The 25,853-nt window shown below is 73.4% G+C and carries 25 protein-coding genes and 1 riboswitch; of the genes, 13 read left to right on the top strand and 12 right to left on the bottom strand.

The window, feature by feature from the left end; genetic code table 11:
- Nucleotides 1-30 precede the first annotated feature (30 nt).
- Nucleotides 31-173: riboswitch (cobalamin riboswitch) on the bottom strand.
- A gap of 161 nt (nucleotides 174-334) precedes the next feature.
- Both ACFIF2_RS12660 and ACFIF2_RS12665 read right to left on the bottom strand, forming a co-directional pair.
- Nucleotides 335-556: a hypothetical protein gene (locus tag ACFIF2_RS12660; protein ID WP_395572689.1), complete on the bottom strand. Its 222-nt coding sequence runs from the start codon at nucleotides 554-556 to the stop codon at nucleotides 335-337.
- Nucleotides 557-590: 34 nt separating this feature from the next.
- A complete protein-coding gene (locus ACFIF2_RS12665; protein WP_395572690.1) occupies nucleotides 591-1,826 on the bottom strand; it encodes an anion permease in 1,236 nt (411 codons plus the stop codon).
- Nucleotides 1,827-2,050: 224 nt separating this feature from the next.
- On the opposite strand from ACFIF2_RS12665, the gene ACFIF2_RS12670 reads away from it, so the two are divergent.
- The 3 genes from ACFIF2_RS12670 (at nucleotide 2,051) to ACFIF2_RS12680 (ending at nucleotide 6,641) form a co-directional block, all read left to right on the top strand.
- Nucleotides 2,051-2,746, top strand: a complete 696-nt coding sequence (locus tag ACFIF2_RS12670) for a class II aldolase/adducin family protein (RefSeq protein WP_395572745.1) — start codon at nucleotides 2,051-2,053, stop codon at nucleotides 2,744-2,746.
- A 1,171-nt stretch (nucleotides 2,747-3,917) separates the two neighbouring features.
- Nucleotides 3,918-5,045, top strand: a complete 1,128-nt coding sequence (locus ACFIF2_RS12675; RefSeq protein WP_395572691.1) for an alpha/beta hydrolase — start codon at nucleotides 3,918-3,920, stop codon at nucleotides 5,043-5,045.
- 168 nt (nucleotides 5,046-5,213) lie between these two features.
- The gene (locus tag ACFIF2_RS12680) at nucleotides 5,214-6,641 is read left to right on the top strand and encodes a hypothetical protein (protein WP_395572692.1); all 1,428 of its coding nucleotides are present in this window, start codon (nucleotides 5,214-5,216) and stop codon (nucleotides 6,639-6,641) included.
- 29 nt (nucleotides 6,642-6,670) lie between these two features.
- Here ACFIF2_RS12680 and ACFIF2_RS12685 read toward each other — a convergent pair whose 3' ends face one another.
- On the bottom strand, nucleotides 6,671-7,084 hold the full coding sequence (locus ACFIF2_RS12685; RefSeq protein WP_395572693.1) for a VOC family protein: 414 nt from the start codon (nucleotides 7,082-7,084) through the stop codon (nucleotides 6,671-6,673).
- A 305-nt stretch (nucleotides 7,085-7,389) separates the two neighbouring features.
- Here ACFIF2_RS12685 and ACFIF2_RS12690 point away from each other — a divergent pair, with 305 nt between their 5' ends.
- The 3 genes from ACFIF2_RS12690 to ACFIF2_RS12700 all read left to right on the top strand — a co-directional run bounded on the left by ACFIF2_RS12690 (nucleotide 7,390) and on the right by ACFIF2_RS12700 (nucleotide 10,507).
- The gene (locus ACFIF2_RS12690) at nucleotides 7,390-8,988 is read left to right on the top strand and encodes an ABC-F family ATP-binding cassette domain-containing protein (protein ID WP_395572694.1); all 1,599 of its coding nucleotides are present in this window, start codon (nucleotides 7,390-7,392) and stop codon (nucleotides 8,986-8,988) included.
- Between the two features lie 335 nt (nucleotides 8,989-9,323).
- Nucleotides 9,324-9,545, top strand: coding sequence for a helix-turn-helix domain-containing protein (locus tag ACFIF2_RS12695; protein WP_003976983.1), 222 nt, complete (start codon nucleotides 9,324-9,326; stop codon nucleotides 9,543-9,545).
- A gap of 158 nt (nucleotides 9,546-9,703) precedes the next feature.
- The gene (locus ACFIF2_RS12700; RefSeq protein ID WP_395572695.1) at nucleotides 9,704-10,507 is read left to right on the top strand and encodes an enoyl-CoA hydratase/isomerase family protein; all 804 of its coding nucleotides are present in this window, start codon (nucleotides 9,704-9,706) and stop codon (nucleotides 10,505-10,507) included.
- A 245-nt stretch (nucleotides 10,508-10,752) separates the two neighbouring features.
- Here the strand turns inward: ACFIF2_RS12700 and ACFIF2_RS12705 are convergent, their stop codons facing one another.
- Nucleotides 10,753-11,523: a nucleopolyhedrovirus P10 family protein gene (locus ACFIF2_RS12705; protein ID WP_395572696.1), complete on the bottom strand. Its 771-nt coding sequence runs from the start codon at nucleotides 11,521-11,523 to the stop codon at nucleotides 10,753-10,755.
- A gap of 80 nt (nucleotides 11,524-11,603) precedes the next feature.
- Between ACFIF2_RS12705 and ACFIF2_RS12710 the strand changes: the two genes are divergently transcribed.
- From ACFIF2_RS12710 to amaP, 5 genes are read left to right on the top strand one after another with little or no spacing between them, the layout of a single operon-like run.
- A complete protein-coding gene (locus ACFIF2_RS12710; protein WP_395572746.1) occupies nucleotides 11,604-12,077 on the top strand; it encodes an Asp23/Gls24 family envelope stress response protein in 474 nt (157 codons plus the stop codon).
- 22 nt (nucleotides 12,078-12,099) lie between these two features.
- Nucleotides 12,100-12,285 carry a hypothetical protein gene (locus tag ACFIF2_RS12715; RefSeq protein ID WP_395572697.1) on the top strand — a complete coding sequence of 62 codons (186 nt, stop codon included), beginning with the start codon at nucleotides 12,100-12,102 and terminating at the stop codon, nucleotides 12,283-12,285.
- Nucleotides 12,282-12,662, top strand: coding sequence for a hypothetical protein (locus ACFIF2_RS12720; protein WP_395572698.1), 381 nt, complete (start codon nucleotides 12,282-12,284; stop codon nucleotides 12,660-12,662). The genes ACFIF2_RS12715 and ACFIF2_RS12720 overlap by 4 nt, the downstream gene beginning before the upstream one ends.
- Nucleotides 12,659-13,333, top strand: coding sequence for a DUF6286 domain-containing protein (locus ACFIF2_RS12725; protein WP_395572699.1), 675 nt, complete (start codon nucleotides 12,659-12,661; stop codon nucleotides 13,331-13,333). Before ACFIF2_RS12720 ends, ACFIF2_RS12725 begins: the two co-directional genes overlap by 4 nt.
- Entirely contained in the window at nucleotides 13,330-13,917 is a 588-nt protein-coding gene (gene amaP, locus ACFIF2_RS12730; RefSeq protein ID WP_395572700.1) for an alkaline shock response membrane anchor protein AmaP, read from the top strand. Before ACFIF2_RS12725 ends, amaP begins: the two co-directional genes overlap by 4 nt.
- Before the next feature lie 87 nt (nucleotides 13,918-14,004).
- On the opposite strand, the gene ACFIF2_RS12735 is transcribed toward amaP, so the two are convergent.
- From ACFIF2_RS12735 to ACFIF2_RS12770, 8 genes are all read right to left on the bottom strand, one after another.
- Nucleotides 14,005-14,760 (bottom strand): SDR family oxidoreductase, encoded by a 756-nt coding sequence (locus ACFIF2_RS12735; RefSeq protein WP_395572701.1) that lies wholly within the window; start codon nucleotides 14,758-14,760, stop codon nucleotides 14,005-14,007.
- A 4-nt stretch (nucleotides 14,761-14,764) separates the two neighbouring features.
- Nucleotides 14,765-16,552, bottom strand: coding sequence for a glycoside hydrolase family 15 protein (locus ACFIF2_RS12740; protein ID WP_395572702.1), 1,788 nt, complete (start codon nucleotides 16,550-16,552; stop codon nucleotides 14,765-14,767).
- Nucleotides 16,553-16,613: 61 nt separating this feature from the next.
- The gene (locus ACFIF2_RS12745) at nucleotides 16,614-17,405 is read right to left on the bottom strand and encodes an SURF1 family protein (RefSeq protein ID WP_395572703.1); all 792 of its coding nucleotides are present in this window, start codon (nucleotides 17,403-17,405) and stop codon (nucleotides 16,614-16,616) included.
- Between the two features lie 115 nt (nucleotides 17,406-17,520).
- On the bottom strand, nucleotides 17,521-17,754 hold the full coding sequence (locus ACFIF2_RS12750) for a hypothetical protein (protein WP_071528763.1): 234 nt from the start codon (nucleotides 17,752-17,754) through the stop codon (nucleotides 17,521-17,523).
- Between the two features lie 101 nt (nucleotides 17,755-17,855).
- Nucleotides 17,856-18,842 carry a DEDDh family exonuclease gene (locus ACFIF2_RS12755; protein WP_395572704.1) on the bottom strand — a complete coding sequence of 329 codons (987 nt, stop codon included), beginning with the start codon at nucleotides 18,840-18,842 and terminating at the stop codon, nucleotides 17,856-17,858.
- Nucleotides 18,843-19,076: 234 nt separating this feature from the next.
- Nucleotides 19,077-20,084, bottom strand: coding sequence for a CopD family protein (locus tag ACFIF2_RS12760; protein WP_395572705.1), 1,008 nt, complete (start codon nucleotides 20,082-20,084; stop codon nucleotides 19,077-19,079).
- A 209-nt stretch (nucleotides 20,085-20,293) separates the two neighbouring features.
- Nucleotides 20,294-21,829 (bottom strand): S8 family peptidase, encoded by a 1,536-nt coding sequence (locus ACFIF2_RS12765; protein ID WP_395572706.1) that lies wholly within the window; start codon nucleotides 21,827-21,829, stop codon nucleotides 20,294-20,296.
- Nucleotides 21,830-21,906: 77 nt separating this feature from the next.
- Nucleotides 21,907-23,463, bottom strand: a complete 1,557-nt coding sequence (locus tag ACFIF2_RS12770; RefSeq protein WP_395572707.1) for a S8 family peptidase — start codon at nucleotides 23,461-23,463, stop codon at nucleotides 21,907-21,909.
- Between the two features lie 265 nt (nucleotides 23,464-23,728).
- Between ACFIF2_RS12770 and ACFIF2_RS12775 the strand changes: the two genes are divergently transcribed.
- Complete coding sequence (locus ACFIF2_RS12775) at nucleotides 23,729-24,085, top strand: DUF485 domain-containing protein (RefSeq protein ID WP_395572708.1); 357 nt, start codon at nucleotides 23,729-23,731, stop codon at nucleotides 24,083-24,085.
- Complete coding sequence (locus tag ACFIF2_RS12780; RefSeq protein ID WP_395572709.1) at nucleotides 24,082-25,716, top strand: cation acetate symporter; 1,635 nt, start codon at nucleotides 24,082-24,084, stop codon at nucleotides 25,714-25,716. The genes ACFIF2_RS12775 and ACFIF2_RS12780 overlap by 4 nt, the downstream gene beginning before the upstream one ends.
- Nucleotides 25,717-25,853 lie beyond the last annotated feature (137 nt).

Genomic DNA, 25,853 nt, shown 5'->3' on the forward strand with positions numbered 1-25,853 from the left:
TATGTCCTCACTCAGGGTGTCCGCGCCCTGGTTCGAAGAGACCGGCGGTGAGAGTTCCTGGCTGCCGGGGATCTGCTCCCCGGTCACAGTGGCGGGACCGCGCCGGATTCGCACCGGGCTTCCTCTCGTGCCGCCGTAATGGCTCCGGCAGTCCACCACGGCCCGCGAACACCCGTCAACTTGCCGTTGACCAGCGAGGGGGGAGTGTGCGAAGCCCCACACACCGCCGGTGCGCGCCGGTCCACGCGAAGGCGGGGCGCGGGACGGTGGAGTCCGTCCCGCGCCCCGCCTCAGGAGTGCGCGCGTGGTGGGCCGTCGGTGCGGAGACCGGCGGTCAGGCGACGATCAGGTAGATGCCGTACGCCACCGCCGCCGCGCAGGCGGCGAAGCAGGCGTAGGCGCCGGTGACCGCGAGGCCGGCGGAGCCGCCCTGGGCGACGGCGCGCTCCTGACGGGAGAGGCCGACGATGCCGAGGGTGAACAGGCCCACCAGGACCACGGTCGCCACGAGGCTGACCCCGAAGACGGAGCCGAGGGCTGCCCAGTCGATGCTCATGGAGGTTCGCTTCCTTCGTACCCGGGGAGCGGGCTCAGACGGTGGTGGTGGCCGACGGGGTCTTGGCTTCGGACTCGGCGGCCGGGATGGTGGCCGTCAGGTCCTCGCTCACGCCCGCCGGGGGCGGGGACACGGCGGCCATCGCCTGGGTCACCACTCCGGACTGCTCGGCGTCGTCGACGACGTTGGTGTGGTCGATGACCTCACGCCGGGAGATCTTCCAGATGGCGGCGCTGGAGGCGATCAGGAAGACCGCGACGAGGCCGGTGCCCCAGTCGCCCAGGCCGCAGACCCACTCGGCGATCGCGGCGACCAGGGCCGCGGCCGGCAGGGTCAGGCCCCAGGCCACGAACATCCGGGTCGCCGTGGACCAGCGCACCACGCCGCCCTTGCGGCCGAGGCCCGCGCCCATCACCGCGCCGGAGACCGAGTGCGTGGTGGAGAGGGAGAAACCGAGGTGGGAGGAGGCCAGGATGACCGTCGCGGCGCTGGTCTGGGCGGCGAAGCCCTGCTGCGGCTGGAGGTCGGTCAGGCCCTTGCCCATGGTGCGGATGATGCGCCAGCCGCCGAGGTAGGTGCCGAGGGCGATGGCGATGCCCGCGGACAGGATGACCCACATGGGCGGGTCGGAGTCGGGGGCGAGGGCGCCGCCGGCCACCAGGGCGAGGGTGATGATGCCCATCGTCTTCTGGGCGTCGTTGGTGCCGTGGGCCAGCGAGACCAGGCCGGCGGAGGCGATCTGCCCGGCGCGGTAGCCCTTCGCGGCGGCCTTGCCGTCGGCCTTGCGGCCGAGCTTGTAGGTCAGCCGCGCGCCGAGCATCGCCGCGATGCCCGCGACGAGGGGGGCGGCGATCGCCGGCAGGAGCACCTTGGTGACGAGCACGTCGCCGTGGACCGCGCCGACGCCAGCCGAGGCGATCGCGGCACCGATCAGGCCGCCCATGAGGGCGTGCGAGGAGCTGGACGGGAGTCCGACCAGCCAGGTCAACAGGTTCCAGAGGATCGCGCCGACCAAGGCCGCGAAGATGACCTCGGGACGGATGCCGGTCTCGTCGACGAGACCCTTGGAGATCGTGTTGGCGACCTCCACCGAGAGGAAGGCGCCGACAAGGTTGAGGACGGCGGACATCGCCACCGCCACCTTGGGCTTGAGCGCACCGGTCGAAATGGTCGTTGCCATCGCGTTCGCGGTGTCGTGGAAACCGTTCGTGAAATCGAACGCGAGTGCGGTTACCACCACAATCGCGAGGATCAGCGAGAAGCTTTCCATTTACCCAGGCAATCGTTCGAGGTCATTGGCTGGACGAACGTAGGTAACCAGAGTGAACGGAAGATGAACTGAGCAGGGCTTCGCGGTGACCGGAACCGGGACCGCCGCCTCCCTCTGCGTGCCCGGTCCGATGCTCTCCGGAGACGTGCCTGGCAGGATCGCCGCCAGACACGGTCGACGGGCGGTGCGAGGGGGCGCGGGGCGCCAGGGAGGAGACGGTGAGTGTGACGTATTCGCGGGTCAACGGGGTCGGCGAGGACGATCGCGGGGCCGGGGAGCCGGCCGTCGCGGACGCCTGGGAGGCCCTCGTCGCGACGGCCCGGCGGACGGTGGCGGAGGGGCTCGTGGTCGGCACCTCCGGCAACGTCTCGGTGCGCGTCGGCGACACGGTGCTGGTCACCCCTTCGGGTGTCCCCTACGACCGTCTGGCCCCGTCGGACATCACCGGCGTCGACCTCGACGGCCGGCAGGTGCTCGGCACGCTGGTCCCGACCAGCGAACTGCCCATGCACCTCGCCGTGTACCGCGCCACGGACGCCCGGGCCGTCGTCCACACCCACGCCGTGCACGCGACGGCGGTCTCGCTGCTCGTCCCGGAGCTGCCGCCGGTCCACTACATGACCGCCGCGCTCGGCGGCCCCGTCCGGGTCGCCCCCTACGCGGCCTACGGCACCGAGGAACTGGCCCGCTCCGTGCTCGCCGCCCTCACCGACCGCACCGCCTGCCTCCTCCAGAACCACGGCACGCTCACCTACGGCACCTCCCTCGACCAGGCCTACGACCGCACCGCCCAGCTCGAGTGGATGTGCCGCCTCTGGCTCACCGCCTCCTCCGTCCCGAACCACACCCCGTCCCTCCTGACCCCCGCCCAGCTGACGGAGGCGACGAAACGCCTCCACAACTACGGCCAGCACCCCTGACCCGCCCTCCGGCCGGGACCCCTGACCCGCCCTCCGGCCGGGACCCCTGCCCCGCCCTCCGGCCGGGACCCCTGCCCCGCCCTCCGGCCGGGACCCCTGCCCCGCCCTCCGGCCAGGGCCCCTGACCCGCCCCCACCCCCGGCCAGGACACCGAACGCACGGCACCCGAGCCGAACCCCGCCCCGCGACTCAGCCGACCCGCCTCCGCGATTCAGCCGACCCGCCTCCGCGATTCAGCCGGCCTGCCTCCGGGACTCGGCCGGGCTGCCTCCGGGACCCAGTCGTGCCGCCTCCGGGACTCGGCCGTGGCTCGTCCGGGACTCGGCCGGTGCCGCCCCGGGACCGGGCGAACCCCGCCCGGGGGTCGGCCGTACGCCCGGCCGGCACCGGCTGAATCCCGCCAGGGACTGGCCAAGTCCCGCCCGGGGGTCGGCCGTACCCCCGCCCGGCACCGGCTGAACCCCGCCCGAGGATCGGGTGAACCCCGCCCCGGGACCCAGTCGTGCCGCCTCCGGGACCCAGCCGGGCTGCCACCGGGACTCGGCCGGTGCCGCCCCGGGACCGGGCGAACCCCGCCCCGGGGACCCGCCCGGTGGCGTCCTCGGACCCGGCGGGCGTCGGTCCGGGGTTACACCGGTCCCCGGTGTCCCGCGCCCGCGCCCCGTGCCCACCTTCCGCGCCCTGCGCCCCGCGATCGGGGAGTCGGACGCCTGCACGGGCGGCAAGCCCCTGGACGTCGCAACGACCGGCGCGAACCACCAGAACGACGTCCTCCGGGCTCGGCCGGGGCCGTCCGGGAGCCGCACCGGCTCCCCGGGTCCCGTGATCCGGCGGGGGGAGCCGGAGCGTTCCGCCCTCTCGAACCCCGTACGGACCGACCGCGGTCACTCCTGGACGAGCCTCACCACCCACCCGTCCGGCGCCCTCGATCCGGCCGATCGCGGCGTCCCACCCCGTCGTCCCCCCATCGCCTCGCGGCCCGCGTTCCCGCCGACGGCGTCTTCCCCCCCGCCCCCCGGCGGAGCCCCCCGCGCGTACCCCGGTGCTTCGGGGGTACCGGGAGCTGGACCGACGACCCAGGTTTCCGGCCCGGTCGGCGGCCCGGCGGGCACCGTCACTCCCCGTCGCCCGCCCGCTGGCCGCCCGAGGAGTCCACCAGGAGACTGGCCCCATGCGCACTGTCACAGCAACGGCCGCCGCCGTCACCGCAGCCCTGGCGGCCGGTGCGGCGAGCGTCGCCGCCGGCCGGCTGGCCAGCGACGCCGCGCTCAAGGCGCCCCCCGGCAGGCCCCTGCCCACCGAGCCCCGGCTCACCGTGCACGGCACCGCCGCGGGCCAGATCACCCTCACCCGGGACCTCGCCGCGCTGCGCCCCGGCCGGTACGGCCTCGCCGGCGACGGTTCGCACGCGGTCGTCGGCCCGGTGCTCGGTTCCGCCCCACACGACGCCGACACCGTGGTCCGCCGCCTCGAACGCGTCACGCACGGCACCCTCACGGCCGGCGACCGGGCGTGGTTCACCCCGAACCTGTACGTCGGCAATCCCGGGACCGCCCTCGACCTCGAATACGCCGACGTCGACATCCCCGGCGAACTCGGCCCCCTCCCCGCCTGGTTCCTGCCCGGTTCCCGCCCGACCTGGCTGATCGCGGTGCACGGTCTGGGCGCCACCCGCGAGCACGCCATGAACTTCATGGCCCCCCTGCGCCACCGCCAGGTCCCGGTGCTGGCCCTCGCCTACCGCGGCGACGTCGGCGCCCCGCCCTCGCCGGACGGCCTGCACCACTTCGGCGAGACCGAGTGGCGGGACCTGGACGCGGCCGTCCGCTACGCCCTCGACCACGGCGCCCGCCAGGTGGTGCTGCTCGGCTGGTCCACCGGCGCCACCATGGCCCTGCACACCGCCGCGCTCTCCGGCGTGCGCGACAGCGTCGCGGGGCTCGTCCTGGACTCCCCGGTGCTCAGCTGGGAGACCACCCTGCGGGCCCTGGCCGCCGCCCGCCGCACGCCGGGCGCGCTCCTGCCGCTCGCCGTGCGCGCCGCCCAGGGCCGCGCCGGACTCCACGCCGACCGCGACGTCCACACCGCCGGTCTGCACCGCCCCGCGGTCCCGACGCTGATCTTCCACGGCCCCGACGACGCGGTCGCCCCCTGGCGGCACTCCCGCCGCCTCGCCGACACCCACCCGCGCCTGGTCACCCTCCACCCGGTCAAGGACGCCCCGCACGCCGCCATGTGGAACGCCGACCCCGAGGACTACGAGGAGAAGCTGCGCCGCTTCATGACCCCGCTGGTGTGACCCTCACGCCCGCCCCCGCACCGGCCGCCGCTCCGGTTCCGCTTAGCGCCGTACGACTGGCCGGATCCGATGCCCGAACGGCTCACCGAGCCCGCCCGCCCGCCGTCCCGGAGGCCCCCCACGGCATTCCGTTTGGGTTTTCGGACCGTCAACCGGAAGACTGCCCCCGTGACGTCCCGTATCCCGCGCGACTCCAGGCTTCGACTCGTCCGCCCGCGACCCCTGGCCGCCGCCCCCCAAGCGATCAACCAGCGGCGTCCGCGCCGCGCCGCGCCACGACCCCCGGAGGGCACACCGGCCCGCTCGGAGCTGGCCAGAATGGCGCGCTCCGGCCTCGCCGACGCGGCCCGTGTCGCCCGCTGGGCCGACAACGCCCTCGGCCCCGGCCGCGGCAACGCGACCGCCGACGGCAAGGCCACCCTCTCCGACGCGACCGCCGAACACGCGGCCCGCGACCTCGGCCTGACCCCGGCCGAGGTCCGCGCCGACTGGGACACCGCCCGCCTCGCCGGACTGGTCGAGGTGCACGGCGACAGCGCCCGCCCCGGCTGGCGGCTGCGCGCCTGGAACCGCGACGACAGCGCCGTCCTGCGCGGCTGGGTCGCCCTCTTCGACGCCTGGTCGCTCGCCCACCCCGAGCCCGCCGGGCTGGAGCCCGCCGCGGTCGCCGAGGTCGTCTCCGCGATGCCCCAGGTGCTCTCCTTCCTCCAGCTGTCCGCCGGACCCGTCCCCGTGGCGCAGCTCCTGGACCTGCTGGAGCAGCGCGTCACCGAACTGCGCACCGAGCGCTGCGAGGTGCCCTACGGCCCCCGCCTGGAACCCGGCACCCCCGAGACCGCTCCCGTCGCGCCGGCCCCGGACACCGGCGCCGACACCCCGCTCGCCCCCCTCCTCGACTGGGCCCTGCACGCCCTGGCCTCCGTCGGCGCCCTCACCTGCGGCGACGGACACGCCACGCTCACCCCGCTCGGCAGCTGGGCGGTCTGGGTCAAGCTGGAGCAGATCTGCGTCGCCGCGCAGAGCCCCGCCGGCAACATCGAGCAGCCGGCCGAGGACATGCTCCGCGGCTGCGGCCGGCTCCGCCCGAACGCCGCCCGCGCCGAGTACCGCGCCTGGCTCGCCGCCCGCCCCGTCGGCAGCGCCGTCGCCGAGCTGCTCGCCGCCGCCCGGGGCGAGGACGCCCTGCTGCGCGGCCTCGCCTTCGACGCGCTGCGCGTCGTCGGCGCCCCGGCCGAGCCCGACGTCCGCGCCGTCCTCGACGAGCCGACGCTGCGGCCGTACGCCCTGCTGTGGCTGGCCGAGCACGACGGCGCCGACCCCGAGGACGCCCACGAGGTCCTCACCCGCCAGGAGGCCACGTGGCTGTGGGTCGACACCGCGGCCGCCGTCGCCGACCACGGTGAGGCCCCGCTGCTCGTCAGGCACCTGGAGTCCGCGGTGCAGCCCACCGTCCCGGCCCTGCTGGACGAGGTCCGGGCCGTCGGTCACCCCCGCACCGTGCAGGTCCTGGTCGCCCTCGCCGCCGCGCACCCGGACCCCGCCCTGGCCAAGGCCGTACGCAGGGCGGCCTTCCAGGTGCACACCGGGCGCGGCTGACCGGCGGGACGCACGCCGCCGGAGGCCGGCTAGCCGCGTACCTCCGGCGCGTAGGTCCCGAAGCTCCAGACGTTGCCCTCCAGGTCCCGGGCCATGTAGTCCCGTGAGCCGTAGTCCTGGTCGGTCGGCGGCATCAGGATCTCCGCGCCGTGTTCCACGGCCTGCCGGTGGTGGGCGTCCACGTCGTCCACCACGACGTAGACCCCCGTCGTGCCCGCGTTCTTCATCGCCTCGTCGAAGCGGCTGCCCGTGCCCTTCGAGCCGAGCATGATCGCGCCGTTGCCCTGGGCCAGCTCGGCGTGGGCCACCGTGCCGCCCTCGCCCTCGTACACGGCCAGTTCCCTGAAGCCGAAGGCCTCGGTGAGCTGCCGGACCGCCGCCTTGGCGTCCGCGTACAGCAGCGTCGGGTAGACGCTCGGACGGCCACCGTCGATGCCTGCCATGCCGATCACTCCTTCGTGAGCCGGTGCCGGAGGGCCGGACGCCGCGAAGGTCCCTGAAGTCCCGATCGCCGGGAAATCCCGGAATCCGGCCCTGTCGCCCAGTCTGGCACCGCCCACCGACAACGCCCGGGACCCGCGCCCCCGAACACGGGAGCACCGAACAGGGGGGCGCGGGGAGAGGAACCCGGGAAAAGCGGTTGCACCGCCCCGTTAGACTGGCCCCATGGCCATTCTCCTCGCGCATTAGACGGCGGGAACGTCCTCCAGCCGCCCTTCCCGCCAACCACCCGCCCAGGAGTCTGACCGTGATCTCCGCCTCCGGCATCGAGCTGCGCGCCGGTGCCCGCGTCCTCATCGAAAGCGCCACCTTCCGCATCGCCAAGGGCGACCGCGTCGGCCTGGTCGGGCGCAACGGCGCCGGCAAGACCACCCTCACCAAGGTCCTGGCCGGCGAGGGCCAGCCCGCCGGCGGCACCGTCACCCGCTCCGGCGAGGTCGGCTACCTCCCGCAGGACCCGCGCACCGGCGACCTCGACGTCCTCGCCCGCGACCGCATCCTCTCGGCCCGCGGCCTGGACGTCCTGATCCGCAAGATGCGCGAGAACGAGCAGCGCATCGCCAACGGCCAGGGCGCCACCCGCGACAAGGCCCTGAGGCAGTACGAGCGCCAGGAGACGGAGTTCCTCACCAAGGGCGGCTACTCCGCCGAGGCCGAGGCCGCCACCATCGCCGCCGCGCTCAACCTGCCCGACCGCGTGCTCGGCCAGCCCCTGCACACGCTCTCCGGCGGTCAGCGCCGTCGCATCGAGCTGGCCCGGATCCTGTTCTCGGACGCCGACACCCTGCTGCTCGACGAGCCGACCAACCACCTCGACGCCGACTCGATCGTCTGGCTGCGCGACTACCTGAAGACCTACCGCGGCGGCTTCATCGTGATCTCCCACGACGTCGACCTGGTCGAGACGGTCGTCAACAAGGTGTTCTACCTGGACGCCAACCGCTCCCAGATCGACGTCTACAACATGGGCTGGAAGCTCTACCAGCAGCAGCGCGAGGCCGACGAGAAGCGGCGCAAGCGCGAGCGCGCCAACGCCGAGAAGAAGGCCGCGGCCCTGCACTCGCAGGCCGACAAGATGCGCGCCAAGGCCACCAAGACCGTCGCCGCGCAGAACATGGCCCGCCGCGCGGACAAGCTGCTCTCCGGCCTGGAGGCGGTCCGCCAGTCGGACAAGGTCGCCAAGCTCCGCTTCCCGGAGCCGGCGCCCTGCGGCAAGACCCCGCTGATGGCCGAGGGCCTGTCGAAGTCGTACGGCTCCCTGGAGATCTTCACCGACGTCGACCTGGCCATCGACAAGGGCTCCCGCGTCGTGATCCTCGGCCTCAACGGCGCGGGCAAGACCACCCTGCTCCGCCTCCTCGGCGGCGTCGAGAAGCCCGACACCGGTCAGGTGATCGAGGGCCACGGCCTCAAGCTCGGCTACTACGCGCAGGAGCACGAGACCCTCGACCCCGAGCGCACCGTCCTGGAGAACATGCGCTCGGCCAACCCGGACCTCGACCTGGTCGAGGTCCGCAAGACGCTGGGCTCGTTCCTGTTCTCCGGCGACGACGTCGACAAGCCGGCCGGGGTCCTGTCCGGCGGTGAGAAGACCCGTCTGGCGCTGGCCACCCTCGTGGTGTCCTCGGCGAACGTGCTGCTGCTCGACGAGCCCACCAACAACCTCGACCCGGCCAGCCGCGAGGAGATCCTCGGCGCGCTGCGCACCTACAAGGGCGCCGTCGTCCTGGTCACCCACGACGAGGGCGCCGTCGAGGCGCTCCAGCCGGAGCGGATCATCCTGCTTCCGGACGGCGTCGAGGACCTGTGGGGCGCCGACTACGCGGATCTCGTCGCCCTGGCTTGATCGAATGGATGATCCACTGGGTATGGATCATTCGGCCGATCCGTGATCCACCATCTGTGTGAGATCTCCTCATCACGAGGTGTGTCCTACACGGATTTCGCGGCCGGACCCCCATGCCCGGGGGGTCCGGCCGTGCTGCCGTTCTGACCTGGAACTTCACGGAGAAACCCGTTCGGCGGTACGGGCGGGATCCTTTGGAATTCGGCATTCCGTATGTGGGGACCCGCTCCTGTCGTCACAAGCTTGTCTCATCGACCTTGCCGAATGGGTGGCCATGAGGCCCGGGAGGGGTGATCATGAGGAGACCAGAGCGCACTTCCCATGAGGAGGACCGGGTGGCCGAGACTCTGAAGAAGGGCAGCCGGGTTACCGGCGCCGCGCGCGACAAGCTCGCGGCAGACCTGAAGAAGAAGTACGACGCCGGTGCGAGCATCCGGGCGTTGGCCGAGGAAACCGGCCGCTCGTATGGCTTCGTGCACCGCATGCTCAGTGAGTCGGGCGTCACGCTGCGAGGGCGTGGCGGGGCTACCCGGGGCAAAAAGGCCACATCGGCCTGACGTCCCGGGCGACCCCTCGGCTCCGCAAGTGAAGGTGGTCACCCGGTCGGTCATCAGACCGCCCGGGTGGTTACTGTGCAGTCACTTAGCTCTGCCGTCGTACGGCGTGACAGTCGGCGCGCGGCGGGGACGACGACCGCAGCTTCCGGAGGCGCCCCATGGCTTCGCCCGCCCACGACCCCGCTCCCGTACTCGACCAGGACGGCGTGCGGCTCACCGTCGACGACGCGATCGCCACGGTGACGCTGGCCAACCCCGCCAAGCGCAACGCGCAGAGCCCCGCTCTGTGGCGGGCGCTCGCCGAGGCCGGCCGGCTGCTGCCGGGCTCCGTCCGCGTCGTGGTGCTGCGGGCCGAGGGCAAGTCCTTCTCGGCCGGGCTCGACCGGCAGGCGTTCACGCCCGAGGGCTTCGACGGCGAACCGTCGTTCATCGACCTCGCGCGGGGCGGCGACGCCGAGCTGGACGCGACCATCGCCGAGTACCAGGAGGCGTTCACCTGGTGGCGACGCAGCGACCTCATCTCCGTCGCCGCCGTGCAGGGCCACGCCATCGGGGCGGGCTTCCAGCTGGCCCTCGCCTGCGACCTGCGGGTCGTCGCCGACGACGTGCAGTTCGCCATGCGCGAGACCAGCCTCGGCCTGGTGCCGGACCTGACCGGCACGCACCCCCTGGTGTCCCTGGTCGGTTACGCCCGCGCGCTGGAGATCTGCGCGACCGGCCGCTTCGTCCTGGCCGAGGAGGCGGTGAACTCCGGGCTGGCCAACCTCGCCGTGCCCGCGCACGAACTCGACGGCGCCGTGCAGGACCTGGCGTCGGCGGTCCTCGCCGCGCCGCGCGACGCGGTGATCGAGACCAAGGCCCTGCTCCAGGGCGCCCAGAGCCGCGACTACGAGACCCAGCGCGCCGCCGAACGCGCCGCCCAGGCCCGCCGACTGCGCGACCTGGCTGGCCTCGGCGAGTAACCGGGCACGAACCCTGTCGACCGCCGCCCCCTCCAAGGGCGCCGCGACCGGGCCGATCGGCGCCCGCTCCGTACCGGGCGCCGTTCCGCCGGTCGCCGCCCCGCCGAGCGACGGGGGAGTGCCCCGGGCCGGGACCCGACGGCCATGATCCGGTGTGCGCGGCCCGGAACCCGGTCGGCGACCGTCGGTTCCTGCTCGGCGCCCTCCTCCCGGGTGCGCCGGCACGGGCCCCGGGCGGGCGTCGGTCAGTCGAGGGCCGTCACCAGTACCGCCACCGACGGGTGATCCGGCAGACAGTCCGTGACCGCCGCGCGGACGCGCCGGGCCACCTCGACGGCCCGGTGGTCCCGGGCCACCGCCAGCTCCACCCGGACATGGCGGCGCGGCAGGGCCGCCTCCTGAGGCGGCCGCGTGAGGTCGACCGGCCGCCCCAGCACGGCCGTCAGCCGGGTCACGCCCGCAACGGCCAGCGCGGCGGCGGCCACCCGGCCGGCGTCACCGTCGCCCGCCTCCGCCGCGACCACCTCCGCCGCCGCGGCCGGACGCGCACGCGGCTCGCCTCCCAGCGCCGGCTCAGAGGCCGTGGCCGCGTCCAGTACGTCCGTCGCCCGCAGGTCCACCCGGGTCACCGCCATCCCGATCCCCCGCGACGCCGCCGACAGCGCGGCCCGCACCCGGGCGGCCACCTCCGGCAGCGGCTCGGCCGCCACCGCCGGGCCGACGGCCACCGCGAAGTCGGCCGTCACCCGCAACGGCCCGGGCGGCAACGCGCTCGGCGGTGGCAGAACGGCCGGTTCGGGCGCCTCGCCGGGGTCCGCGGGCGCGATCCGCAGGCCGCCCGGACGCACCCCCGGCACGCCCCGGGCCGCGGCCAGCAGGATCTCCCGCGCCGCGTCCTCGGCGATCCAGGCGCCGTCCCGCGGTTCGCCCAGCGGCAGCAGCCTGCCGAGCCCCAACCGCTCCCGCACCGTCCGTGTCCACCGGTCAGCCGTCGTCACTCCTCCAGCCTGCCGCATCCATGGCGCGCTGCGCCGCAACCGCGCCTACCGTGGACAACAGGGACTACGACCGAAAGGGACGTGCGGCGATGAGCGACATGGAGACCCACCGGACCGGGCAGGACACGGACACCACCGGGACGGTGAAGGCACAGGCGACGCGGCGCGGCGGCGGCGACCCCGGGGCCCGGGGCCGGACCACCATCGCCGACGGCGTCGTGGAGAAGATCACCGGAATGGCCGCACGCGACGTCGTCGGTGTGCACGCGATGGGCAGCGGGATGTCCCGGACCTTCGGCGCCGTGCGCGACCGGGTGCCCGGCGGGGCCAAGTCCGGGGTGACGCGCGGGGTGAAGGCCGAGGTCGGCGAGAAGCAGACCGCGCTCGACCTGGAGATCGTCGTCGAGTACGGCGTGGCCATCGCGGACGTCGCCCGGGACGTGCGGGAGAACGTGGTCGCGGCGGTGGAGCGGATGACCGGTCTGGAGGTCGTCGAGGTCAACATCGCGGTGAGCGACGTGCACCTGCCCGACGACGAGGACGACGAGGAGCCGGAGCCCAGGATCAAGTGACACGGACTGAGGAGAGCGCGCGATGAGCATGGCCGTGGTCGGCATGATCGCCGGCATGGCGCTGGGTTTCGCCGGGTATTTCGGCGGGTTCGGTGCCTTCCTGCTGGTGGCGGCCCTGGGAGCCGTCGGGTTCGTCGTCGGCCGCCTGGTGGAGGGGGACATGGACCTCGGCGACTTCTTCCGCACCCGCGACGACCGGCGGCGGTGACCGGGGTGAGCGCTGGGGCCGGAGAGCTCCTGGAAAGCACCGTCGTCCCGCCGGGTGAGCGCGGTGCCACGCGGATCGCGGACCGGGTCGTCGCCAAGGTCGCCGCACAGGCGGCGCGCGAGGCCGTGGGCCCGCTCCACCCGGACGCCGAGCGCCCGCACGCCACCGTCGTCGTCCACCACGACACCGCGCACGTCCGGGTCCATCTGGAACTGGACTATCCGTGCGACATCGGTGCCCGCTGCGGGCGGGTGCGTCACCAGGTCGTCCAGCGGGTGGGCGCGCTGGTGGGCATGGCCGTCCCCGAGGTCGCCGTCCAGGTGGAGCGGCTGCACCTGGCGGCGGAGCACGGCGCGCAGCAGGGGAGGACGCGATGAACGAACCCCGGGGCTCCGAGGGCAGCACGCGGCACCTGCCCGTCGTGGAGCCCGGCACGGAGCCAGGAACGGAGCAGGAGACGGCCGCAAGCGGGAGTCCGCCGCCCGGCTCCGCCACCGAGGCCGGACCGGCCCGCCGCTTCTGGTCCGCGCGCCGAGTCCCCGCGGGCATCGTCGCGCTGCTCCTGCTGCTCGTGGCGGGCGCGTTCCTCTACGACGTCGTCGCCGTGCGCACCGGCCGCTCCGCCCTCGGATGGCGCCGCGACCTGGCCCGGCAGCTCGCCGAACGCCCCCTCGACGACACCTGGGTCCTGGTCGGCGCCGGCGTCGCCGCCGCCCTCGGGCTGTGGCTGATCGCCCTGGCCCTCACCCCCGGCCTGCGGAAGGCCCTGCCGATGCGGCGCACCCACCCGGACGTACGGGCCGGGCTCCACCGGGACGCCGCCGCCGGCGTGCTGCGCGACCGGGCGGTGGAGGTCGCCGGGGTGCAGGCGGCACGGGTCCGGGCCCGCCGCCGGAAGATCCGGGTGCGCGCCCTGTCGCACTTCCGGGAACTGGACGACGTACGGACCGACCTCGAGGGCGTGCTCGACGACGCGGTGCGCGGGCTGGGGCTGGCCCGGCCGCCCGCCGTGTCCCTGCGGGTCGCGCGCCCCGGACGGAAGGGGTGAGGGCGGTGCTCAGAACCGTCGACCGTGTCCTGCTCGGACTGGTGGGGCTGCTCCTGCTGGCCCTCGGCGGCTCGGTGCTGGCCATCGGCCTCGGCGCCCCGGCGCCCTCCTGGTGGCTGCACCAGGGACCGCACGACGTGCTGCTGAGCGCGGCCGAACGGACGCGGTGGCGGGACGCCGGGTGGTGGTGGCCCGTCGTCATCGCGGCGCTCGCGGTGCTGTTGCTGCTCGCCCTGTGGTGGCTGGTCGCGGTGCTGCGCCGCCGCCGGCTCGGCGAGGTCCTCGTCGACACCGGCGACGGCGAGGGGGCGGTGCTGCGCGGCCGGGCCCTGGAAGCCGTCCTCGTCCAGGAGGCGGACCGGGTGGACGGGGTCGAGCGGGCCTCGGTGCGGCTCACCGGCCGCCGCGCGGACCCGGCGGCCCGCGTCCGGCTGCTGCTGGCCCCCCATGTGGATCCCGGCACCGCCCTGGACGACCTCACCACCCGCGCCCTGACACACGCCCGCACCTCGGCCGGCCTCCAGAACCTCCCCGCCGAGATTCAGCTCCGGGGCGTCAAGCACCGGGCGGAGCGGGTCAGCTGAGCGGCGAGGCCGGAACCGGCGCGACCAGTGTCAGGAACCCGTCCCTGGAACCGAACCCGTCCCTGGGACGCTCCTTGTAGCCCCTCCCTAGAACCCGTGCCGTACCCCGCCGTCCACCGGCAGCATCACGCCCGTCACGTACGAGGCGGCGGGGGACAGCAGGAACGCCGCCGCGCGGCCGAACTCCTCCGGGGTGCCGTAGCGGCGCAGCGGGATGCGGGACTCGGCGGCCGCCCTGGTCGCCTCCGGGTCCGCGGACATGCCGTCGAGCTCGCGCACCCGGTCGGTGTCGACGCGGCCCGGCAGCAGGCCGACCACGCGGATGCCGCGCGGGCCCAGCTCGTCGGCGAGGGACTTGGCGAAGCCGGCCAGGCCCGGCCGCAGGCCGTTGGAGATGGTCAGGCCCGGGATCGGCTCGTACACCGAGCCCGAGAGCACGAAACCGATCGCGCCCCCCTCCTCCAGCTCGGCCGCCGCCGTCCGCGCCAGCCGCACCGCGCCGAGGAACACCGACTCGAACGCCGTCTGCCACTGGTCGTCCGTGTTGTCGGCGACGAACCCGGGCGGCGGTCCGCCCACACTGATCAGAACGCCGTCGAAGCGGCCGAAGCGCTCGCGGGCGGTCGCGATCAGCCGGCCGGCCGCCTCGGGGTCGGCGTTGTCGGCGGCCACCCCGGCCGCGTCCGGGCCCAGTGCCGCCGCCGCTTCGGCGACGCTCTCCTCGTCCCGCCCGGTGACGACGACCTTCGCCCCGTCCGCGACCAGCTCGCGCGCGGCGGCGTTGCCCAGGCCCCGGGTGGCTCCCGTGACGACGTACACCCGGTCCTTCAGTCCAAGATCCATGGCCCTATCCTGCCTCCTTGTCCCCGAACAGGGCGAGAGCGGTGTTGACCAGGCCGATGTGGCTGAACGCCTGCGGGAAGTTGCCGAGCTGGTGACCGGCCACCGGGTCGTACTCCTCGGCCAGCAGCCCCACGTCGTTGGCGAGCCCCACCAGCCGCTCGAACAGCTCCCGTGCCTCCTTGGTCCGGCCGGTCGCGTGCAGCGCGTCCGCGTACCAGAACGAGCACACCAGGAAGGTCCCCTCGCCGCCCGGCAACCCGTCGACGGGCGGCCCCTCGGTGCTGTAGCGGCGCACCAGGCCGTCCCGGGTCAGTTCCTCGCCGATCGCGTCGACCGTGCCGACGACCCGGGGGTCGTCCGGGGGCAGGAAGCCGACGCGCGGGACGAGCAGCAGGGACGCGTCCAGTTCCGTGGAGCCGTAGAACTGGGTGAAGGTGTTGCGTTCCGGGTCGTAGCCCTTCTCGCACACCTCGCGGTGCACCTCGTCGCGCAGCGCGCGCCAGCCCTCCAGGTCGCCGCCGCCCAGCTCGGGATGGTCCTCCAGGGTGCGCACCGCCCGGTCGAGGGCCACCCAGGTCATCACCTTCGAGTGCACGAACTGCTTGCGCCCGCCGCGCACCTCCCACAGCCCCTCGTCGGGCTCGCGCCACGCCGTGGCCAGGAAGTCCATCAGGGCGCACTGCAGTTCCCACATCTGCGGCTGCGGGTGCATCCCCGCCAGCCGGGCCAGCGACAGCGAGTCCATCACCTCGCCGTACACGTCCAGCTGGAGCTGGTTCACGGCGTCGTTGCCGACCCGTACGGGGGTGGAGCCGGCGAACCCGGACAGCCACGGCAGCTCGAACTCGGGCAGCCGCCGCTCGCCCGCCACGCCGTACATGATCTGCAGGTCGGACGGGTTGCCCGCGACCGCGCGCAGCAGCCAGTCGCGCCAGGCCTCGGCCTCCTCCAGGTAGCCGGCCGACAGCAGGGCGCCCAGTGTGAGGGTGGAGTCGCGCAGCCAGCAGAAGCGGTAGTCCCAGTTGCGGACGCCGCCGGGCTCCTCGGGCAGCGAGGTGGTGGGGGCGGCCACGATGCCGCCGGTGGGCAGGTAGGTGAGCGCCTTCAGGGTGATCAGCGAGCGGACCACGGCGTCCCGGTACGGTCCGTCGTAGCGGCAGTGGGAGACCCAGGCCCGCCAGTCCTCGACGCTGTGCTCCAGCGCGACGTACGGGTCGACCAGCGGCGGGCGGGGTTCGTGCGAGGGGTGCCAGGTCAGGACGAACGCGACCTTCTCGCCCGCGGCGAGGGTGAACTCGGCGTGCGTGCCGAAGTCCTCGCCCCAGCTGTGCACCTCCGGCTCGCTGCGCAGCCACGCCGAGTCCGGCCCGGCGACCGCCACCCGGTGGCCGTCGGTCCGGCGCACCCACGGCACGATCGAGCCGTAGTCGAAGCGCAGCTTGAGCACGCTGTGCACGGTGACCTCGCCGCTGAGGCACTCCACGACGCGTACGAGGTCGGGGGCGCGGTCGCGCTGGGGCATGAAGTCGGTGACCCGCACCGTCCCGTCCGGGGTCTCCCACTCGGTGTCCAGGACCAGGGAGTCCGGCCGGTAGGCGCGGCGCGTGCAGCGCTCGGCGCCCTTGGGGGCGATGCGCCAGTGGCCGTTGTCCTCGTCTCCGAGGAGCTTGGCGAAGCAGGCGGCGGAGTCGAAGCGGGGCAGGCACAGCCAGTCCACGGAGCCGTCCGTGGAGACCAGGGCGGCGGTCTGCTGGTCGCCGATGAGCGCGTAGTCCTCGATACGGGGGTGCACGGGGTTCCTCTTCCCGAGGGGGAGCGGAGCAATCGGGTCCGCTCACGCTCCCGTCGGGCGGCTACACCGCCGCGGGTTCGGCCCGCTCCGGTTCCGCGTCCTCGGGGGTCTCACGGTCGCGCTTCTCGCGGCGGACCAGGAACCACCAGCCGACCGGTACGGCCGCGGCGAACAGCCACCACTGGATCGCGTACGCGAAGTTCAGCGCGGCGTCCTCGTTGCCGGGCCTGCCGATCCGCTCCGGGGTGCCGTTCTCCGGCTCGGGCTCGATCAGGACGACGTAGCCGCCGAGCACGGGCGCGTTCAGGCGCTCGGCCTGCTGCTCGCTGTTGATGAGCATGATCTGCCGGTCCGGCAGGCCCTCGAGGTCCTTGATGCCGCTCGCCTCGGTCGTCTCGTCGGGCATCAGCCGCCCGGTGACGGTGATCTGCCCCCGGGGCGGCGCGGGCACCTCGGGGAACGCGGTCTGGCTCGCGCGGTCCGCGGGGATCCAGCCGCGGTTGACCAGCAGGATCTTGCCGTCGTTCAGCACGAACGGGGTCAGCACGTGGTAGCCGATGTTGTCGTCGGAGTCGGTGCGGCGGCGGACGACGACCTCGCGGTCCGTGTCGAAGTGGCCCTCGGCGGTGACGGTGCGGTACCGCTCGCGCGTGGTGATCTTCTTGCCGGGCGCGGTCAGCGACCGGGCCGGCACCGGCTCCGCGTCGAGTGCCCGCGCGACCAGGTCGTTGCGGGCGGAGCGTTCCTCGTAGCGGTGCATCTGCCAGAAGCCCAGCTCGATCATCGTGGGGATGAGCAGCACGGCGACCAGCGTGAGGATCACCCACTGGCGGGACAGGAGGAAGCGGTACACGCGTCGACGGTACCTCGGCCGCGGTCGGCCCTCGCGGGGAGGTCCCCGCGAGGGCCGTGGACCCGTGTCGGCGGGGAGCGCACGACCGGCTTCGCCCGGCGGTCACGTGGCGGGCTCAGACCTTGTCGACGATCCCCGCCCTTCCCTCCGCGCGGGCGCAGTGGGCGCCGCAGTACCAGTGGCCCTCGACCTCGACGCCCTGGCCGATGATCTGCACCCGGCAGTGCTCGCAGATGGGGGCCATCCGGTGGATCGCGCAGGAGAAGCAGTCGAAGACGTGGACCGCTCCCTGGGCGTGGACCTCGAAGGTCATTCCGTAGTTGTTGCCGCAGACTTCACATGTCGCCATGCGCCACAGGGTGGGCCGTCGCCGCGACGCGGGCGAGCGGGCGCCGGGCGAGTCGCCCGGAATCACCCGTCCGTACGGCTCCCGGACGGCCTCGCGCCGGCTCAGCCGTCCGCGGGCTCGACGTCGCCGAGCAGCTGCCCGAAGGCCGCCTCGTCCACCACCGGCGTGCCGTACTGGCGGGCCTTGATCACCTTCGACGTGCCCGAGTCCGGATCGTTGGTGACCAGGAGGCTCGTCAGCCGGGACAGGCTGGTCGCGACGTGCAGGCCGGCCTCGGTCGCGCGGTCCTCCAGCAGCTCCCGCTCGGTCGAGGTGTCTCCGGAGAAGGCGACCCGCATGCCCTGCTTGAGTCGTTTGCCCTCTTCGTACCGTCCCGGGTTGGGATGGGGGCATGCGGGCCTCTTGCGGGCGGGGCGCCAACTGGTCTGGCGGTAGCCGCCGTAGCCCGCCTGCTGTCCGATCCGGGGCGCGGGCCGGTCCGACCACTCGGTCAGCGGCCGGCACTCGTGCAGCGGCAGCCGCAGTCCGCCCGCCGCGGCCGCCGCCAGGCTCGGCCGGAACGCCTCCGCCAGCACGCGCGCGTCGTCCAGCGCGTGGTGCGCCCGCTGCTGCACGACGCCGAAGTGGGCGGCCAGCGACTCCAGCTTGTGGTTGGGCAGCGGCAGGTCCAGCGCCTTGGAGAGCGCGATGGTGCACAGCCGTTGGCGCACCGGCGCCGCACGCTTCGCGCGCGCGTACTCGCGGGCGATCATCTGCCAGTCGAAGACGGCGTTGTGCGCGACGAGCACCCGCCCGTCGAGCCGGGCCGCGAACTCGTCGGCGACGTCCGGGAAGAGCGGCGCCCCCCGCAGCACCTCGGGCGTCAGGCCGTGTATCCACACCGGGCCCGGGTCCCGCTGCGGGTCGACCAGCGTGTACCAGTGGTCCTCGACCTCGCCCCGGGCGTCCAGCCGGTAGACGGCCGCGGAGATGATGCGGTCGTCGCGGGCCAGGCCGGTGGTCTCGACGTCAACGACCGCGTACCCCTGCGGATACGCGGTCGGCCACGCCGTGGCGGACGGCGCTGCGGTCGTGCGGTCTTCGAGCATGGTTCATGAGGATACGGGCCGCGACTGACACTCCGGTCCCTCAGGTGCCCCGCGTCGCCCGGCGAAACGATCCCTCCGTCAAGTTCCTTCCCCAGGGGCGTCGTTGCGCCGGACCGGCGCGCGAGGGCGGCAGCGGAGCGTCGGTACGGGGTGCGGGCCCGCCGGGTGGCGCCCTCCGGCATGTGACGCACCCCACGCGCGAAGAGGCCCCCGGCGGCCCCCCGGCGCCCGGCCTCACCAGCGGATCGGTACCGGAAGGGCCGTCAGGAGCCCCGACACCGCGACCACCACGCCCAGGGCGACGACCTCCGCGCGCGCGGGGGAGCAGGCGGTCAGCGGGTCGGCCGCGCGGCTCAGCCGGACACGGGCCCACAGGGCGAGGGCGGCGACGGCGGCCACGAGGATCACCTTGGCCAGCAGCACCCGCCCGTACGCGGTGTCCGTCAGCTGGTCCGCGATCGTGCCCGGCGGCATCCGGCGCAGCGAACTGCACACCCCCGTCGCCGTGATGGCCGCGAGCAGAACGGCCGCCACGCGCGCGTAGAGCCCCAGCAGGGCCGGTCCCGCCTCGGCGCCCCGCCACCGCACGAGGATCCGCAGTGCGTACAGCAGGCCCCCCACCCACAGCGACGCGCACGTCAGGTGGACCAGGGTCAGGCCGGAACCGGTCAGCGGGCTGTACTCGGTCGTGGGGTGCGCGCGCAGCGCCTCCGCGACGATGACGGCGGCCAGCGGCCAGACCTGGAGGCCGGGCCGGCGCGAGGTGGCGCACAGGCCCGCCGCGAGGAACCCGTTGACCTCCAGGAGCGCGAGCTTGCCGTCGCGGGACTCGTACAGGCCGCCCACGTCGATGTCGGCGACGCCGCCGGGCACGAGGTTGCCGGTGGCCACGACCGAGGCGAGACCCAGCGCGGCGACGAAACCGGCGGCGGCCGCGTACGGCGACCAGCTGCGGGGCCGGTCCGGGGGAGCGCCGGGGAGCGACCGGGCGAGCCGGTTCACGAACAGTTCGCCGACCGGCACGCTCAGCGCGGCGAAGAGCACCGTGCGCAGCAGGGCGATGCCGCCGGTGCCGGGTGCCTCGGCCTCCCCGGTGCCGTGCAGGGCGGGGGAGGGGCCGAGCACGGGTATCAGCGCGGCCAGCACCACCAGCGCGAGCACGGTCACGGTCCGGCCGGTGCCGGAGGGCCGTGCGTGCCGTCCGGGGTCGGCGGTCCGGGACGGGGGACGTATCAAGGTCACCTCGAGATCTTCACCAGTCCCCCCGGACACGGGCAAGTTCTCGGGGGCGACCGGCGGTCCGGCATTCCGTACATGAGGACGTTTTCGGTCCTGTCACGGTTCGCGCGGGCCGGGGAACCGGGTGAGCGGCGCGTCACACGGGCGGCGTCGCCGTACGTACGAAGCGGGCCCGGGCGGCTGCCCGGGCCCGCTTCACGCGCGCGCGCCGGTCACCGGGTCACGGCGTCCAGCGCGTCGGTCATGCCCCAGCCGTAGAAGCCGTTGCGGTTCTTCGAGCCCTCGCACACCGCGTCGACCTTGCCGTCGCCGTCGATGTCGTACGGCTTGGTGCACGGCGTGGCGTCGGCCTGGGCGTACAGGAGGGCCTTGACCATGCCCGGGGAGGCGTGCGGGTGCGTCGACTTGATCAGGGCGGCGACGCCCGCGACGTGCGGGGACGCCATCGACGTACCGGCCATGTAGCCCCACCTGCCGCCGGGCAGCGTGCCGAGGATCAGGCCGCTGGTCGCGGGCGGCTCCGGCTTCTGGTAGGCCGTCGAGTCGCCGCCGGGCGCGGCGATGTCGATGACGCCCAGACCGTGGTTGGAGAAGGACGACTTGAGGCCCTTCGCGCCGGTCGACGCGACCGTGACGACGCCCGGGAGCTGCGTCGGGATGTCGAGGCACTCCGACGGGTCGACGACCCGGTCGCCGGGCGTCGTGTCGTTCGGGGAGGACGGGTCGGTGATCTCGTCGGCGGCGAGGTCGTAGTTCTCGTTGCCCGCCGCGGCGACGTTGACCGCGCCCTTCCGCTCCGCGTACTTCGACGCCCGGGTGACGGCCTCGACGAGCGCCTTCTGGTCCGGGTCGTTCTTGCAGTTGAAGTACCAGGGGTCCGTGTAATAGCTGTTGTTGGTCACGTCGACGCCGTGCTCGGCCGCCCACATGAAGCCGCAGACGACGGCCTCGGTGTAGAAGAAGCCGTCGGGGTTGGACACCTTGATGCCGGAGACCTTCACCCCGGGCGCCACACCGGTCATGCCGACGCCGTTCTTGGCGGCGGCTATCTCCCCGGCGACGTGCGTGCCGTGCGGGCTCTCCGCCGCGCCCGGCCGCCAGGCGCCGTCGGTGGTGTCCGGCTTGCCGGAGACGCAGTTGACGGAGGCGTCCCGGTCGAAGTTCGGGGCGATGTCCGGGTGGGTGTCGTCCACACCGGTGTCGATGACCGCGACGGTCACCTTCTGGCTGCCCAGCGACTTCTCGTGCGCCTGGTCCGCCTTGATGGCGGGCAGGTCCCACTGGAGCCCTTGCAGCGGGTCCTGGCCCTCGGCGGCCTCGGCGGCGGCCAGCTCCTCGCCGCTGAGCACCTTGGGCGCGCCCATGTCGGTCGTGGCGGCCGACGGCAGCGGCGCGGTGCGGGTGGCGCCGGCGGACTGCACGCCGGGCGCCTTGCGGACGGTCTTGGCGAAATCGGGGTCGGCCGAATGGACGACGACCACGCCGATCCGGTCGTACGACGTCACGATCGTGCCGCCGGCCTTCGCTATCGCCCGCTTCACGTGCGCCGAGGGACCGTGCCCGGGGCGGACGTTGACGACGTAGCTGAGCGGCGACGAGGCGGCCGACGAGTCCGCCGAGACGGAGGACGCGGCCTCGGCCTCGGCGGCGGCGGCCGGCCCGCCCGGCAGGAAGGCCAGGGACGCGGCCACGGCCATGCCGGCCGGGATCGCGAGGGCACGGCGGTGACGCGGGTGGGGCGCTGTCATGTGCGGTGTCTCCAGTTGGTTCGAGGGCGTGCTCGGAAGGTGCGGCGGGCGCGGGTGCCGGGAACCGGACGAACCGGTCACTTCACCGCGCGCAGCGCGTTCACGATGCCGAAGCCGTAGAAGCCGTTGACCCGCTCGCCGCCCTCGCAGGTGGCGTCCTGCGCGCCGTCGCCGTCCTGGTCGTAGGAGGCGGGGCAGCCCGGGTTGTCGGCCTGGGCCTTCAGCAGCGCCTGGAGCATGGCCGGGGAGGCGTGCCGGTACTTCGACTTCAGCAGCGCGGCGACGCCCGCGGCGTGCGGGGAGGCCATCGAGGTGCCCTGGAGCCAGGCGTACCCGTTGTTCGGCATGGTCGACAGGATGCGGCCGTCCTTCGACGGCGTGTCCGGGATCTGGTAGCGCCGGTCGCCGCCCGGCGCCGCGACGTCCACGACTCCCTTGCCGTACGAGGAGTAGTACGACTTGTCCTCGTCCACGCCCGTCGCGCTGACCGTGACGATGCCGGGCAGCTGGGTCGGCACGTCGAAGCACTCGTGCGGGTCGATGGTCCGCGTCACCGGCGTCGAGTCGTCCGGGCTGGTGTCGTCGACGATCGCGTCGGAGTCCAGGTCGTGGTTGGAGTTGCCCGCGGAGGCGAGGTGCAGGGTGCCCTTCTTCTGGGCGTACAGCTGGGCCCGGTTGACCGCGTCGACGATCGCGCGCTGGTCCGGGTCGTCCATGCAGTTGTAGAGCCAGGGGTCGACGTAGTAGCTGTTGTTGGTGATCTCCACGCCGTGGTCGGCGGCGAACACGAACGCGCACACGACGTTCTCGGGGTAGAACAGCCCGTTGTCCGGGTCGCTCACCTTGATGCTGGAGACCTTCACGCCCGGCGCGACACCGGCGACGCCGACGCCGTTGCGGGCGGCGGCTATCTCACCGGCCACGTGGGTGCCGTGGTAGTCCTCGGCGGTGTACGGCCGCCAGGCGCCCTCGCTGGTGTCCGCCTTGCCGCCGACGCAGTTGGCCGACTGGGACGCGGAGAAGTTCGGGGCGAGGTCGGGGTGGGTGTCGTCGACGCCGGTGTCGATCACGGCGACGGTGACCTTGGAGCTGCCGGGGTTGATCTTCGCGGCCTTGTCGGCGCCTATCGCGCGCAGGTCCCACTGGTCGGCTTCCAGGGGCTCGCTCGCCCCGGCGGCCTCGGACGCCTTCGCGGTCCTCGCGGCCTGCCCGGCGGAGAGCATCTCGGCGGCGCTCGCGTCCGTCGTCCCGGCGGCGGTCAGCGGCGCGGTGCGGGTCGCGCCCGCCGACTGCACGCCGCGCGCCGCGCGTATCTCCTTGCCGAAGTCCGGGTTCGCCGAGTGGACGACGATGACGCCGATCTTCTGGTAGGTGGCGACGACGGTCCCGTCGGCCTCGGCTATCGCGCGCTTCACCGACGCGATCGTGCGGTGGTCCGTCCTCGTGTTGACCACGTACGCCAACTTCGGCGCGTCCGCGGCCGGAGCGGCCTGCGTGGCCGACGCGGCGGATTCCGCGCGCGGGGCGGCCGAGGCGGCCGCCGGCAGGAAGCCGACCGACGCGGTCAGCGACAGTACGACGGGCACGGCGAGGGCCAGGCGTCGTCTGGAACGCGTGGAACGCAGATGAACCATGGGGTCTCCACATCATCCTGAAACGAAACCGGCCCGAGTCACAGGTGGTGCTCGGGCAGGTACATGACGGAGTGGTGCAGGGCGAAGCTATCTCCCGCAGTCCTTGGCCAGCAATGACCTGCCGCGGGTGACTTCGGAAAGTGCCCCGGGGTTTGAACCGGTGCCCGCGGGGCGCCGTGTCGTTGGACAGGGAGCCCGAGCACGATCAGGCCCCCGCGAGAACACCGAGGTCCAAGCCGTCATGTCCGTCGTACGAGGAGACTCCGTGGCCACCGACGCACCGCCCCCCTCGAAAGAGGAACGCCCACTTCCCTCCGCCGAGGAGTTCTCCGAGGTGCAGCAGAGCGCTGAGTTCGCCGAACTGCGCCGCTCCTTCCGCTCCTTCGCGTTCCCGCTGACGATCGCCTTCGTCGCCTGGTACCTGCTGTACGTGCTGCTGTCGAACTACGCCGGCGGCTTCATGGGCACCAAGCTGTTCGGCAACATCAACGTCGCCTTCGTCTTCGGCATCGCCCAGTTCGTCACCACGTTCCTCATCGCCTGGTGGTACTCGCGGCACGCGGCCGCGAAGCTCGACCCCAAGGCAGAGGCCATCAAGTCCCGGATGGAGGGCGGCGCATGAGCCCCGCACAGACCGTTCTCGCCGCCGAACTGGCCGCCAACGAGGCCAGCGAGCACCGGCCGCTGATCATCACGCTCTTCGCGCTCTTCGTCCTCGCGACACTCGGCATCACCGTCTGGGCGGGCCGCCAGACCAAGGACGCCGCCGACTTCTACGCGGGCGGCCGGTCGTTCAGCGCCTTCCAGAACGGACTCGCCGTCTCCGGCGACTACATGTCCGCCGCGTCCTTCCTCGGCATCGCCGGCGCCATCGCCCTCTTCGGCTACGACGGCTTCCTGTACTCCATCGGCTTCCTGGTCGCCTGGCTGGTCGCCCTGCTCCTGGTCGCCGAGCCGCTCAGGAACTCCGGCCGCTACACGATGGGCGACGTCCTCGCGTACCGCATGCGCCAGCGCCCCGTGCGCACGGCCGCCGGCACCTCCACGATCATCGTCTCGATCTTCTACCTGCTGGCCCAGATGGCGGGCGCCGGCGTCCTCGTCTCCCTGCTGCTCGGCATCACCTCCGACGCGGGCAAGATCCTCATCGTCGCCCTCGTCGGCGTCCTGATGATCGTGTACGTCTCGATCGGCGGCATGAAGGGCACCACCTGGGTCCAGATGGTCAAGGCCGTCCTGCTGATCGGCGGCACCATCCTGATCACCTTCCTGGTGCTGCTGAAGTTCGACTTCAACATCTCCGACCTGCTGGGCACCGCCGCCGAGAAGAGCGGCCACGGCGCCGCCTTCCTGGAGCCCGGCCTCCAGTACGGCGCGACCGGCACCACCAAGCTCGACTTCATCTCCCTGGGCATCGCCCTGGTGCTCGGCACGGCCGGCCTGCCGCACATCCTGATCCGCTTCTACACGGTGCCCAACGCCAAGGCCGCCCGTAAGTCCGTGAACTGGGCGATCGGCATCATCGGCGCCTTCTACCTGATGACCATCGCGCTCGGCTTCGGCGCCGCCGCGCTCGTCGGGCCGAAGGAGATCACCGAGTCCAACCCGGCCGGCAACACGGCCGCGCCGCTGCTCGCCCTGCACGTGGGCGGCGTCGACTCGGCCTGGGGCGCGATCCTGCTCGCCACGATCTCGGCGGTGGCCTTCGCGACCATCCTCGCCGTGGTCGCCGGCCTCACCCTCGCCTCGTCCTCGTCCTTCGCGCACGACATCTACGCCAACGTCATCCGCAAGGGCCAGGCCACCGAGAAGGAGGAGATGCGGGCGGCCCGCTGGTCGACCGTCCTCATCGGCGTCGTCTCCATCGCGCTCGGCGCCCTCGCCCGCGACCTGAACGTGGCCGGCCTGGTCGCCCTGGCGTTCGCGGTCGCCGCCTCCGCCAACCTGCCGACGATCCTCTACAGCCTGTTCTGGAAGCGGTTCACCACCCAGGGCGCCCTGTGGTCGATCTACGGCGGTCTGATCGTCGCCGTCGGCCTGGTGCTCTTCTCACCCGTGGTCTCCGGCGACCCGAAGGCGATGTTCCCCGACGTCGACTTCGCCTGGTTCCCGCTGAAGAACCCCGGCATCATCTCCATCCCGTTCGGCTTCCTCATGGGCTGGCTCGGCACCATCCTGTCGAAGGAGAAGCCCGACGAGGCGAAGTACGCGGAGCTGGAGGTGCGGTCCCTGACCGGCACCGGAGCGCACTGACCCCCGTACCGACCCGTCGAGGACGCGGCCGCTCGTAGATCCCTACGACGCGGCCGCGTCGCACGTCGTGGGATCGGGGCCGCTGTCGATGTCGTACCGGTCACGTAGGCTCGCAGATATCGGAGGAGAGAAGTGCT

This window comes from Streptomyces sp. BK79 (assembly GCF_044142145.1).
Classification (GTDB): domain Bacteria; phylum Actinomycetota; class Actinomycetes; order Streptomycetales; family Streptomycetaceae; genus Streptomyces.